This window comes from Chitinophaga sp. W2I13 (assembly GCF_050434005.1).
Lineage (GTDB): Bacteria > Bacteroidota > Bacteroidia > Chitinophagales > Chitinophagaceae > Chitinophaga.
In genome coordinates this window covers 934,280-948,391 of record NZ_JBNPWD010000001.1, presented here as the reverse complement: position 1 = coordinate 948,391, position 14,112 = coordinate 934,280, and the positions used below count along the sequence as shown (strand labels likewise).

Below are 14,112 nucleotides of genomic sequence, written 5' to 3'. Positions count from 1 at the left end.
GTATATGAAACCTTATTTGCTGAAAGTGCCCCGTATCCTGATTTTATGTAGTTTTTTCCTGCTGACAGGATTAACAGGTTATGCGCAGCTGAACCGCGGCATCCTGATCAAAAGCGTATTGGACGGCGCTGCCGGACAGCTGACGAAAGATTCAGTAGCTGACGTGCAGGACAAATATTACTTTGATGCCAACAAAAGTAAGCTGGATACGCCCTACCTGGTGCGTAACAGTATTACGCTGCGCATCAACGAGTTTTCAGGTTTATACCTGCCGGCTACTTTCAGCGCTACGGTGAATGTACGTATCTATTATACGGCTCCAAACCTGAGCAAGGATTCCACGGATCAGGTTATTACGGTGGATTATGACACAACTCATCCTTATCAGCTGCGTAACAGCTTTGTGTTCACCCAGGCCCACCAGGTAAAGGTGAAAGTGCTGAGTGTTACCACGAATGCGTCTAAAAATATTATTCCGGCATTGATACTGGAAAATGAGATGACGGTATACCCGGTGTATAAACTGGATTGTATAGCAGATGCCATTAAGCGGATTTCTTCCAATAATCCACCCAATACGGATTCTACTGATGAAATTGTGGTGAGCTGGGATGCAGTTACCGGCGCTGATGTATATGACCTGGAATGGGCTTATGTGGACTCGAGCGCGCTGGAATCCAACCGGTATGGCATACCGCTTAATCCATCGCTGGTATTTGAGAATAATACCACGCGGGTAACGATTGCCGGTAATTCTTATGCTGTTCCTTTGTTGTACGACAAGGTGGGTGTGTTGTATTACCGGGTGAGGGCGGTGCAGGAAAAGAGTAATGATGTAAGAATAGAAACGGCCTGGAGTTCTGATTATACCGAAGGATTGGGGCATTATACTTTTGGTGGTCACCAGAACCGGTTGAACTGGCAATCGAGTATATCTTTTGCAGAAGACGGAAAGCGGAAAGTGGTGGTGCAGTATTATGATGGAAGTTTACGCGGGCGTCAAACTGCTACCAAGGATAATACCACCAATAAAACGGTGGTGGCAGAATCGTTGTATGATTACCAGGGAAGACCTGTTATCCAGTTGCTGCCGGCCCCTACGCTGAATAATGTACTAAAATATACCCGCAATCTTAATTCTGCGATCAATGGCGGGGAGTATGATAAAAGCAAGTATGATCATATAGACCAGCCATCAGAAATTATTACTGCCAGTGCAGCTCAGATGAGCACTGCTGCCGGCGCCAACCAGTATTATTCCCCTGCCAACCCGGAGAAGAATACCGGGGTAAACCAATACCTGCCGGATGCGCAGGGTTATGCTTTTACGGAAACAGTACTCACACCGGATAACACGGGGCGTATCAGTCGCCAGGGTGGTGTAGGACCTGATTTTAAGATAGGCAGCAACCATGAGATAAAGTATTATTATGGCGATGCGGAGCAGGAGAGCCTGGATGCCTTGTTTGGCACGGAGGTAGGCATTAGCAGTCATTATAAGAAGAATGTAGTGGAAGATGCCAACGGACAATTGTCTGTGAGCTATGTGGATATGCATGGCCGCACTATCGCCACCGCGCTGGCGGGAGAGGCGTGGAACAAGAGCCTGGAAGATGTGCCGGAGAAAGAAGTAATCCCTGTTACGGACTCTTTATCAGGCCCTGGCAAAACGTTTATCCGTGACCGTTCACTGGTCACTAACCATTCCACTACCGTGTTGATGGATGGTACCTATAAGTTTAATTATGAGCTGGATCCGCCGGTATTAACAAAGGTAGGTTGCGATGAGCACTCCACCAGTTATGTTAGTTTATATGATCTTCAGATCCGTATTACGGATGATGTATGGAACCAGCATATGCCAGGCAAGGTGCCTTTTGATACGGTCCTTCATAACTATACGCCAGCGTTGCAGGTAGCCGGCGACGGGAAGCTGTCGCTGGAATTTTCCCTTTTCCTGGTAAAGGGAACTTATAATATATCAAAGATCCTGTCGGTGAGCCATGTTGCGATGGAGTATTATCGTGACAGCATCTTTCTGAAAAATAATATCTGTACTTCTTATGAAACTATCCGGGAAAATCAGCTGATCAAACAACGTCAATCGCTTTGTGAGCCGGTATGTGGTGATTGCGAAGACCCTCAGCATACGGAAGGAGATGATATCCGCAGTATGATGCTGCAGGACATGAGTCCGCCTTCTGGTCAGTATGCGCTGCTGTCCGACAGTATGAAAACGGATTATTCCATTTTTTACCGTAACAATACCACTCCAGCCTATAAGCGTACAGATATTAAATACCTGGATGCGAACGGGCAGGAAGCAAGAGTATTAAGTGTTGAAACCAATACTTTTGTTATTCCGCAGGATCTGAGTGCACAGCAATTTGCAGATGAGTTCCAGCCTTCGTGGGCAGAGGCTTTATTGCCGCTGCATCCGGAGTACTGCAAACTGGGTTATCTGCAGGCCGACCAGATGAAGCAGGCGCAGCTCTGGGAGAAGGATTTTTCTGCTACTGATACTTATTTTGGAGCGAAGCAAAAAGGTTATCTGTTTCCCACCGCTACTACCAATCCGGATCCATTAATTTCTTACAGACGCGCGGAACTGATTGCCGGGTTAACCAAATATAAAGCGCCCTCCGGTGCCGCTATGACGTTACTGGGTATGGCCGTAGCAGCGAGTAAATGTGGAGAAACGGCTTCGTGTTTTGAAGATTATAAAGCATTAACACCTGAACAGGCAGAAGCCAGCATGTGTGCGGCGGATCTGGATATGGCCTGGCGTAACTTCCGCTCCCTGTACCTGAATATTCACCGGGAGCAGAGCAATAACTATATCAACAGCAGCTGTAATGCAGCACGTGGCGTAGCAGCAAACATTGCAGCGGCAGGCAAGCAACCACAATTTATTACGCCCGACCTGATCATGCGGCAGACGGGTGCAGTTGATATTGCGAATGGCGTTTTAGGACAGACCGGTAATGAGCAGGCTACCCGGGATGCTGCCCAGCAGGCAGTCAACCAGGTCTATTATAACAATATTGATAGTCTTGCCAATACATGGTTAAAGCAACTGGCGCCATGTAAATATACTGACGTGGCACTTGGGGAGATCAAAACCAAGCTGCTCAGTATGTGTAAAGCCAGTGCAGATGCAGACCATCCTTATGGCGCCAGTACGCTGAAGCCAGGCGCTTCCAATGCCTACAGCAGTTTCCAGGCCATCCTGGCAGAATATAATAATAGTCACCAGATCACAGACCCACTGATATGTAATGGGGAACTGATCACTTTCCCTAAGCCTTATAACAATCAACCGGCACTGGCTAGTAACTATAGTTATAAGAAACCCCAGGAATGTGAGTGTAATAACCTGAGTATACTGAATGCCCAATATTTACAAAACAAAAAACCGGGGGATGCTAACTTCTCCGTTTACCTGCAACGCACCCGCGGGGTAAAGATTGCTCAAACAGACCTGGACGATCTGCTGGCAGCATGTAGCAGCAGCAGTTCATCTGGTTGCGATTATCTTCCCCGGCCGGTAAAGATCCCGGCGCTGATCCAGTGTAGTATTGCGCCACCATGCGTGAACTGTGCGGTAACAGATAGTTTGTATCACCAGTTTACTACAGCTTATCCTGGTATTACGCCTGTTGCCGATGAAACGGCTCCCGGGCAGCAACAGAAAAATAAATTGTTTGAAGCCTTTATGAACAACCGTTTGGGCTTCAGTGAAAAAACGGCTACCTACCTGGAATTCCTGGACAGTTGTCATAACTCGGCCAACCAGGGTACCCGGGTTTGTGTGAAAACAGCCAGCACACAGCGCCAGGTGGTTACATATAGTAATGGCGGACAGGATACGATTACCGACATCCGTGCTGTTACAGATGGATTTATTATGGCCGGGGCTACTACCGGTTGCAGTGCCGGAAAGAAAGATGCCTACATTATTAAAACGGATGCCAGTGGTCAGCTACAATGGTCCAAAACCTATGGAGGAGACGAAGATGAGGAATTCCGCAGGTTAATACCAACATCAGACAGTGGTTATATAGCGATTGGTACCACCCGTTCCTATTGCTTCCCGCAGGGAGCGATGATGGTGGTAAGGATAGATGCCAGCGGCGGTGTGATATGGAATAAGACGGTTGATTTTGGGGAAGCCAACGGCGCAAAAGGTTGCGACATTGTGCAAACAGATGACGGTAACTTTGCTATTGCCGGATTACGTACTACAGGGGCTACCAATACAGAATGGGTGACCGGTGTATTGTCTGCCAACGGAGAGTTGGTATGGCTGAAGCAAACAGGCGCCGGTGATGCCAAAGATATGATCAGCCTGGTAGCCAGCAATGATACGCTGGTGGCAGGAACGTCGATGAATAACCAGACAGGCAGGATGCCGGTGTTGTTCAAACAGGACCTGAAAACCGGAGCGCCCTTACTGATGATGCAGTATCAGCCTGCTGGTGCTACGGGTAATTACGTAGTGAATAACCTGATCCGGACTACCACCGGTTATAAGATGGTGGTAACAGGAAGTAATAATACCGAATCGTTCATAGATGTGGATAACAGCGGTGCTATTGTTAGCATGAGACAGCAGAATGGCGTATCAGGGGCTATTGGTCAAACATGGACGGCCTCCGCTACGCTTGATGGTGGCGTTATTTCGGCTTCTTCCAGTCAGGATGTATGGTGGAGCAAATGGAGTGCTGATAATGTATTAAGCTGGGGCAGTCATGTTCAGCTGAGTGGCGATGATAAGGTATATAAAGTAGTGCAGCGGTCAGACAGTTCCTATGGCGGAGCCGGGATGTATAATGGGCGCGCCATGCTGATGCTGGCTAACAAGGAAGGAAAAAGTGGCTGTGATGATAAGCCGGAAACATTAAGTGTAAGCACAAATGTGCCGGGAGTGATCCTGATGGCCGCACAAGCCAGTCAGTATCTTTCCTATAACAATATTAATACCGTTGCTATTACCGACCGGGTATGTACCCCGCTTGTTACAGCGATTACCTGTCCGGGTATCGACAGCTGCTTTATGGTTTACGACGGGTTGCTGTGTGGCAATGCAGTACCTGCTTACCAGGAAGATCCGTTAACACCGGTAACGGCTTGTGCTGACAGCCTGGATATAGCAGATAATAAGGCACGTGAGATTTACAATGCTATCCGTGATTCGGTGATGAATGATTTTGAGAGCACTTATCTTTCTAAATCGATGGCCGCCATATCCGGTGAGCGTTTTGCGGTGAGTTATAATTTGGGTGAGTATCATTATACGCTGTACTACTATGATCAGGCAGGTAACCTGGTAAAAACGGTACCTCCTGCTGGTGTGGTAAGGAACCGCTCACGTCAGTGGCTGGATAGCGTGCAGGAAGCGAGAAAGAATGGTGTTGCATTAACACCGGTTCATAAGCTGGAAACGGAATACAGGTATAATACCCTAAATAATGTAGTAGAGCAGAAAACCCCGGATGCAGGAACATCCCGTTTCTGGTATGACCGTTTGGGAAGAATTGCGATTTCTCAGAACTCAAAACAATTACATCCTGTAACGGGTCCTGTGGCGTATAGCTATACGCTTTATGATTACATCGGTCGTATCACAGAAGTAGGGGAGATCAACAATAGTATGGCGATAACGGATGCCATCAGCCGTGATCCGGTGGCCTTGTCCTTATGGATACAGGGTGGTGGTAGCAGTCGTTCGCAGATTACCCGCACGGTGTATGACCAGCCTTATAATTTTGTGGAGAACATCGGCTGGAAGGCCAAGAACCTGAGAAACAGGGTATCCTGGTCCGGTGTCTATAACAATATTGCAGATACGGTACCAGGCGGACAAGCTGCCGCAACTTATTATAGTTATGACATACATGGCAATGTAAGCACGTTACTGCAAGACTATAATCCGGCTACAGAAGATAACAATGGTAATCGCTGGAAAGAAATCCGTTATACTTATGACCTGGTTAGTGGCAAAGTAAATACGGTGAGCTACCAGCCAGGAAAGGTGGATGCTTATTATCACCGTTATAACTATGATGCAGAAAACAGGATTATCAATGTAGAAACCAGCCGTGACAGTCTTTATTGGGAGAATGATGCGTATTACCAGTACTACAAACATGGAGCACTCGCGCGAAGCGTGATAGGTCAGGCGCAGGTGCAGGGCATGGATTATGCCTATAATCTGCAGGGATGGATGAAGGGAGTTAACAGCACCGGTACCAACGATATGGGGCATGATGGGGCAAGCACTGGCTTAACGGCTAAAGATGTGTTTGGCTACTCGCTGTATTACTACGGAGACAATGATTATACGCCGATATCTACCAGCCGTCCGTTTGCGGTCACCGGCAGTACGCTGAAGCCTTTATTCAACGGCAACATCAGCGGAATATCACTGAACCTGCCTAAGGTTGGAGAACCATTATTGTATGCTTACAAATATGATGTGCTCAACAGGCTGACAGGTATGAATGCTAATCGTGGATTGGATCAGGGCAGTAATACCTGGACACCGGTAACAGTAGAAGATTTTAAAGAGAACATTAGTTACGATCCTAACGGCAATATCCTGACCTATAACCGGAATGGAAATGAAACCTGGGCAAATAAACCCAGGATGATGGACGCACTGACGTATCACTACACGCCGGGCACCAATAAGTTATCTTCCATAGATGATGCTATCGCCCCTGGTCAATATGACAATGATATCGATGCGCAGGAGGCAGGTAATTACAAATATGATTCTATCGGCAACCTGATTGCAGACAAAGAAGGCAAGCTGGATAGCATTGTTTGGAACTTATATGGTAAAATCAGCAGGATCAGGAAATCAGATAATACATTGATTATCTATAAATATGATGTTGCTGGTAACAGGATCAGTAAAATTGCAGGTAACACAGAAACCCGCTACGTACGCGACGCTACCGGCAATGTAATGAGTGTGTATGTAAGTGGGAACACAAACATCAATAATGGCTTACTGAGCCAGATTGAAACACATTTGTATGGAAGCAGCAGGTTAGGCATTGATACCCGTGTGATCGCTTTGCAGAATGATGCGGAGGTTCAAAATACCAGGTTAACAGGTGTTGGAGACGGTAGATTTGTTAACTTTATGCGGGGGTATAAGTTCTTTGAACTGAGTAATCATCTGGGCAATGTGCTGGCTACGGTATCTGATGAGAAGATGGGGGTTTCTACTGATGGCAATAACATTGACCGTTATGAAGCCAGGGTGATATCTGCACAGGATTATGCACCTTTTGGAATGGGATTGACGGGTAGAGGGTTTGATGTGGGGAAATACCGATATGGGTTTAACGGGAAGGAGAATGATAATGAGGTGAAGGGAGCGGGGAATCAGTATGACTATGGGTTTAGGATATATGACCCACGAATAGCTAGGTTTTTGTCAGTGGATCCATTAACTCAAACATATCCATGGTATACTCCTTATCAGTTCGCAGGAAATAAGCCTATAGTCGCTGTAGATCTGGATGGCCTAGAAGAATTAATAGTACACCAATACTTTAATCAAGGTAAGGTGTCGAAGATTGAAATTATGAGATATACAGATGTTAATGGGCAACTACAAAATAATCAAATGACTCGCTTGTCTGATGGATATAAAATAGCAGGGAATGTGTTAACCTTTAACCATAGAGGAAATAATGCTGCACCTGAGGTTGTAGAACAAGATCAACTAACCAAAACACAGCAGGATGTTTTAAATAAGAATTTATCTGTCAGGAGCTTTTCATATAAGAATGGTGGGCATGAGTCTTTTTCTAGTTCTGAATATGACGGGCGCGAGTATGCAGAGGGAAACTTTATTAAATCTTCAGGAACAATTGAATATCCTGTGCCAGCTAAGCCGAAGCCTCGACCTGTTTTATTTGATGATCATCACCCTATTAGACCAGGAGTTACCTTATCTGATTTTAAGGGATCAAATAATTATTATATAGGAGTAAGTAATTTTCCAAGTGCAGGAGATTTAGGGGATGAGATGAAAGGTTCACTTTCAAGATTGGGAAAATCTATTGATCAGGCGGGCAATATTAAAACTATTACAGTTAGCCTAACACAAGTTGTGGGATCGGATATAACAGCTGGTCAATATAACGAGGCTGTAAGGCAGGCCAATGTTGCGCTTGGTAACATAATAAACACATTGGATAAAAATACAAAGAGTAAGGTGAAAATTGTTAATGGGGGAGCCACAGTATTACGATCAAATAATAATGCTAATAAGATTAAAGATGCAGGAACACATATCAAATTGCAGTAAGTTAAATTCTGTATTGGTATTTTTTATTTTGCTCTGCTGTGTGAATACTTTAAAAGCACAGTCTAAAGTAAAATTATGTAAGGCGCCAATTTTTGTTGATGCAATTAAATCAGGATTTCCTCATTTAGAGGAGTCTCCCGATACTATAACAATTAGAGAAGGCGAAACCTATTATTTAAGGATGCTTCTTAAAAGTTGTAAGGGGGCCATGTATCTTGAGCGCCATTTACTGTCCAATGGGATTTTGGTTTTTAGTGGTAACTATTTGGATGCAGTTAAGCTTGATACCGTTCAGGCTTGGGCGGTAGATCCCGTGACAGGGAATCGCACGCCTCGAACAGCTACACATTATAGACCATTAAGAACTGGGACATGGAAATATTATGACGAGAAAGGGGAGTTGTTGAAAGAGGAGAAATATGAGAATGGAAATCTGATTATTGACAACAAGTAGGGAGGAAACAATTAAATATATGAAAGAAAAGGGAACCGTAACAAAAAAAGAGTAAAAACTTATGAAGTTATTAATTGTATTATTCGGACTTACAATGGCAATTGACTTTTCTTGTAAGTCAGTAAAGGAAAGTAAATCGGGGAAAAAGCTGGTGACCGAAAATTGTATCTCATGTCATAATTATTCAGAAACCAGATCAATGTACACACCATCCATATTAGTATGAATGAAATAGGGACGGCCTTTAAACAGATATATGATAATATGCTAAAAGATACTAATCATTTAAATATATCGAAGGTATTTACGTCTAGAGACAAAGATAGTATTTATAGGTTTATAATGTCTCAGGAATGCAGCGTTGAGGATCTGAGACAATAATAAGCCAGATATCTAAATAATGAAATGTAATCTTCTTAGTTGTTTTAATGGCTGTTGATGATAATGTATTCGAATCTTATGACATATTAAGGAATTAGGGAGTCTAATGACAGAAACGTTAAGCAGAATAGTCCTACACGTGAAATTGTGTCTGGCGGTAAAAGAAGCATGTTTGATCTCAAGGAATGCCGATGACACAGTTCGCGGAACGGGCGCTCAAGTCGCAAGTCCGGAATATCAAGAGAACATAAAAATCGTTTGGCTTTAATAGCCCGCAAATAAACATAATAATTTATCCACCCTTATACCAACATTATATCTAAATGAAAACTGTATTTTTGGCCATTGCCACCCTATTGTTAACTAATTTTTGTTTTGCCCAACACGTATACCAGATAAAGGCAGATAGTGTACGCATCTACAACACCTGTGATACTGCGGAACTGATCCTGGAGAATCGTACCCAGGACACACTAGGCTTTTTATTCAATAAGGGTAAAGGCCGTACCGAGTTCAGAAAGATGCACTTGTCGGCAGTTGGCAGTAATGCTATTGCCATCACAGGGCAGGATACATTGAATTTAAGCACGATCCTGGATAAGTTCCAGTCCCCCCGGGTTACGCAAACAGACGGTAGGGCAATCCGGATAACAAATGTAAACTCCATTACCAAATCTGGCTGGTATTACCTGCCATATACTTCCCGTAATGCGCCAATAGGGCCGATTAGTTATTACCGTAAGAACGTATATTTTTATGCATCCAGGGAGCGCGATTCTGTGCAAATGACAGACGTAATAGTAGGTAATGGGATAAGCTGGTATTTAAATGGCTTAACCCCTCAATACATCACTCCTGTTCATTTTGTTTTTAATCCGTCCCTGGGAGCTTTTGATTCATCTTATTGGAAAACTAATCTTATTACCTTGCAGGCAGTAACCGACGAAGGCAATATTACCACCAAGAACATGTATGCGAGCGGCTTACAGGTAAATGCTAACCAGGAAGTTTCAAGAAGATTTGGTATAGGCGGCCCCGCTACCTATAATATTCCATATTTTTTAAACAGGTATTCAACTGAGCACCCCCGGGATTTTCCGACATCGATATCTTCAAATGTAGAGTGGGTGTTAAGTGGAACTACGTTTGATGCATATAAAAATACGGGCGATGACAGTAACGAATATAAGTACGGCTTGCTGGCCATTCGTGCAGGTATTTATGACCGGCATGCTGCAACGGTAGGGCAACTGTACAACTTCGGCGCCAGGGCCGGAACTACCTCTAAACCGGTGGCACTGTTTACCCAGGGAGCGTTGCTTACGACTCCCTTGAATGGCGCGTGGGAGTTCAATGGCACTGCATTGTATTTTACAATAAACGGAGTGCGCAGGCAAGTGCAACTGGCATCTACAGGCACCCAGTCATTCAGTGCAACAAGCGATGCTACAAGTACACCATCAGTGCAAAATGTGGATCCAACAATAAGCATGTTAATGGAGGAGATAGCGGCATTGAAGGAACGTGTTAGCCAACTGGAAAACAAGCTGAACGAAAAGTAGTTGGAAAGAAGGATCATTGAATGAAGCTGGCTGCCTTTACAACACTCAACAAAAAAGCAAGAATGATCCATAACAACGTATTCAGGCTGCAAATGCTAACTTTTTGTATTGCAATAGTTTTAAACTTATGCGGTCAGAAAGTAGTGGCCTGTGATTGTGTTATGTATCCGGTCAGGTCATATATTCCTGCCTCTGAGTTTATTTTTACCGTTAAGGTAAGACAGGTACATCAGGAGAGTATAAGTTATTATAAAGGATATAGGGCAACTGTCGAAGTGGTTAAAGTGCTGAAGGGGCAGCCGCTTTCAGGTCAGGAGCTGCAATTTGACGCTATAGACAATAGCAATTGCGCGTTCGTTTTTGCTGCCAATGAAACTCACTTACTATTTGCTTTTAAGAAGGATAACAAATTTTATGTTTACCCTTGCTTGTATTCAGGTTTCCGGCTCAATTAAGATTTTTTCCATAAAAAAAGCCGCCTCCCAAAAAAGGAAACGGCTTTTACATCATCACTCAAAAACAATTTCTATTTCTTTTCAGGCAATGCCACAAAACGGATCACATTCTTTCCACTCAGGTAGTTCTTTGACGCAGCCTTAATGGATGCACCGTTAATCCGGCTCAATTGTTTTTCTATATTGGGCAGCTCTTTCAATTCTTCCTTACCTTCTATTTTCCCGGAGATAAATTGTAACCAGAACTCATTGCTTTCGGACTGCAATTCATATTGCTTCTGAAAGCCGGCTTTGAACTTTTGTACTTCATCGGCAGAGGCGCCCTGCTGCTGTAAATTCGCAATATCCTGTTGTACCAGTCCTACCAGGTGTTCCACGTGTTCAGGTGCACATCCGAATGATACATTTACGCCGAAGCGCTGATCGGGTTCTTTCGACATATTTGCATTTACCGAAGGGGTGTATACTTCGCCGGCGTTTTCCCGCAGGCTTGTCAGCAGCCGGTATTGCAGGATTTCAGACAACGCCTGCAGCTGCATTTTGTTCTCCGTACTGTAAACACAATCGCCGTTGTAAACCAGTAATACGCTGGCTTTATTGTCTGTTCCTTTGGTGACTGTTTTTACCAGTTGTCCTTTGGGTACAAGTACCGGCAGTTTAATAGCTTTCTCTTTTCTGTTCAGGGAAGGCAGTGCGCCGAGATACTGTTCGAGCAAAGGTTTGATGCTGTCGGTATTGAAATTACCTACAAATACAAAGTTGGCCTGGGAGGCATCTGCAAAGCGGTCGCGGTAAACTTCATAAGCTTTTTCCAAACTGATGCTATCGAGCCTGGCCAAAGTGGCAGGGCTTGTGCGGTAATTGTAGCCGCTCAATACTGCGGTCACGGTATCTTTAAATACATTGCCCGGATCATTGTAACGGGTTTGTACCTGCTCCCTGGATTGAGCCAGTGCATTTTCAAATAACACGGTGTCTTTCCGGGGTGCGGTGAACCGCAGGTATATCAGTTGCAGTGCGGTTTCAAAGTCCTTTACGATGCTGGCGCCGCCGATACCCTGGCTACGTCCGCTGATGAAGGCGCCTACGGAGACTGATTTACCGTTTAATATCTTCGATAATTGAACGGGTGAGAAGTCAGCCAGACCGGAACCACTTATAATACCGTTTGCACTGGACGCGCTGGGGAAATCTTCATTTGAATATTTATTGATACCACCCGGTGCAAATGAAAGGAACTGGATAACATCATTTTTGTAAGTGGTTGGTTTGAGCCATACTTTCACACCATTGCTCAGGGTTAATTGCTGTATGCCTAATGCCGGATAATTTTTTTGCGCTGTTACTTTTCCAGGCGCCGGTATTTTTTTCAACAGTGGCTGGTCGGTAACGTTGTCCTTATACTCGGCCAGCGACGCTGCAGCAACGGTTTTAAACCATCCTGTAACGGTGGCGGAATCAGGAAGATTATTCTTCTCTTTATCGGGAGCTACGATGAAAATATCACGGTTGGTATCTGTGATATATTCGTTGGCGACTGCTTTCAGGTCATCCAGGCTGATACCCGGTAATTCTTTTTTCAGGAAGTTGTATTCCCAGTCGAACCCCGGTGAGGCGGCTCCTTCGAGGAACAGCGTCTGGTATTCTTTCACGTAGCTTTCAGAAACGGTTTTATTCTTTTCTTTTGCTGCTTTTTCCAGGCTTGCCATATACGCTGCTTTGGCCCGGTCCAGTTCTGATTGTGTAAAGCCGAAGCGTTTCACCTGTTCTACTTCCGACCAGCCGGCGGCAAAAGCTTCCGCCAGTTTACCGGGTTTCGCCGTCACGGAGAAGGAAAACTGATCCAGTCCGCCCATTAAGTTGCCGATGCCTGCGTTTACACCCAGGAACGGAGGATTTGGTTTTTGAGATAACTCACCGATCCGGGCGCCGAGTACCTGGTTAAACAACGACCGTTTTACGGTATTGAGATAATCGGTGGTGGTAGTCAATTTACCGGCGGTATGTTTGATGGCCATTTCCAGGTTGGTGGCAGATACTTCCGGGTCGGTAATAGTCAGGAATTGATTTTTGCCGGTGAGGGCAATTTTATAATCGGGTCTGGGTTTTTCGTTGGCGGGGTTTTTCAGGTCTGCAAATTGTTTGCGGATCTGTTGTTCCACCTGGTCAACATCCACATCGCCCACTACGATGAGGGCTTGCAGGTTGGGACGGTACCAGTCGTGGTAAAAGCGGCGGAGCGTGGCTGCCGGGAAGTGCAGGAGTATGCTGTCTGTACCAATAGGGGAGCGGTTGGCATACCTGGCATTATTTAACACCACGGGAAGTGTCTTATCCTGTATGCGTGCAGCTGCTCCTTCGCGCAGGCGTTTTTCTTCAATGATCACACCTCTTTCTTTGTCAATATCATCTGTTTCCAGCAGGGCTTCCTGTGCCCAGTCGCGCATAATATCCAGTCCGCGGCTCACCATCTTTGGGTCGGCAGTAGGGATAGGCAACTGGTAAACGGTTTCATCGAACGATGTAAAGGCGTTCAGGTCGGCGCCAAAGCGTACGCCTGCCTTTTGCAGGTAGTCGATCAGTTCATTTTTGGGGAAATGGGTGGTGCCGTTGAAGTTCATGTGCTCCAGGAAATGAGCAAGACCGCGCTGATCCTCATCTTCCAGGATAGAGCCTACTTTGTTGGCCAGGTAGAATAATGCACGTTTGGAAGGCTCATTGTTTTTGCGGATGTAGTAGGTAAAGCCATTGGGTAATTGTCCTGTGCGAACAGCCGTGTCCAGCGGAATGAGCTGGCTCTGACCGGAGCCCTGTGCAAAGCTGCCTGCAGTGGAAAGACATAGCAGTGCTGCTATGGCCAGATAACGATAATGCATAGATGTTTATCTTTTGTTGGTTTTTGTGTGTAACATGTTCCCGTTATAAAGAAGC

The 14,112-nt window shown here is 45.1% G+C and carries 5 protein-coding genes; 4 read left to right on the top strand and 1 reads right to left on the bottom strand.

What is annotated here, in order from left to right:
* The first annotated feature begins 4 nt into the window (after positions 1–4).
* From QFZ48_RS03805 to QFZ48_RS03790, 4 genes are all read left to right on the top strand, one after another.
* The gene (locus QFZ48_RS03805; RefSeq protein ID WP_429061211.1) at positions 5–8,329 is read left to right on the top strand and encodes an RHS repeat domain-containing protein; all 8,325 of its coding nucleotides are present in this window, start codon (positions 5–7) and stop codon (positions 8,327–8,329) included.
* Positions 8,301–8,783 carry a hypothetical protein gene (locus QFZ48_RS03800; protein WP_429061209.1) on the top strand — a complete coding sequence of 161 codons (483 nt, stop codon included), beginning with the start codon at positions 8,301–8,303 and terminating at the stop codon, positions 8,781–8,783. The genes QFZ48_RS03805 and QFZ48_RS03800 overlap by 29 nt, the downstream gene beginning before the upstream one ends.
* A 704-nt stretch (positions 8,784–9,487) precedes the next feature.
* Positions 9,488–10,726, top strand: coding sequence for a hypothetical protein (locus QFZ48_RS03795; protein ID WP_429061208.1), 1,239 nt, complete (start codon positions 9,488–9,490; stop codon positions 10,724–10,726).
* A gap of 20 nt (positions 10,727–10,746) precedes the next feature.
* Positions 10,747–11,181 (top strand): hypothetical protein, encoded by a 435-nt coding sequence (locus QFZ48_RS03790; protein ID WP_429061206.1) that lies wholly within the window; start codon positions 10,747–10,749, stop codon positions 11,179–11,181.
* A gap of 71 nt (positions 11,182–11,252) precedes the next feature.
* Here QFZ48_RS03790 and QFZ48_RS03785 read toward each other — a convergent pair whose 3' ends face one another.
* Positions 11,253–14,057 (bottom strand): M16 family metallopeptidase, encoded by a 2,805-nt coding sequence (locus tag QFZ48_RS03785; protein ID WP_429061205.1) that lies wholly within the window; start codon positions 14,055–14,057, stop codon positions 11,253–11,255.
* Positions 14,058–14,112 lie beyond the last annotated feature (55 nt).

Bases quoted from the DNA above. Each gene is read 5' to 3' on its own strand.
- QFZ48_RS03785 (WP_429061205.1), bottom strand. From the start codon at position 14,057: ATGCATTATCGTTATCTGGCCATAGCAGCACTGCTATGTCTTTCCACT.
- QFZ48_RS03805 (WP_429061211.1), top strand. From the start codon at position 5: ATGAAACCTTATTTGCTGAAAGTGCCCCGTATCCTGATTTTATGTAGT.
- QFZ48_RS03800 (WP_429061209.1), top strand. From the start codon at position 8,301: ATGCAGGAACACATATCAAATTGCAGTAAGTTAAATTCTGTATTGGTA.
- QFZ48_RS03790 (WP_429061206.1), top strand. From the start codon at position 10,747: ATGAAGCTGGCTGCCTTTACAACACTCAACAAAAAAGCAAGAATGATC.
- QFZ48_RS03795 (WP_429061208.1), top strand. From the start codon at position 9,488: ATGAAAACTGTATTTTTGGCCATTGCCACCCTATTGTTAACTAATTTT.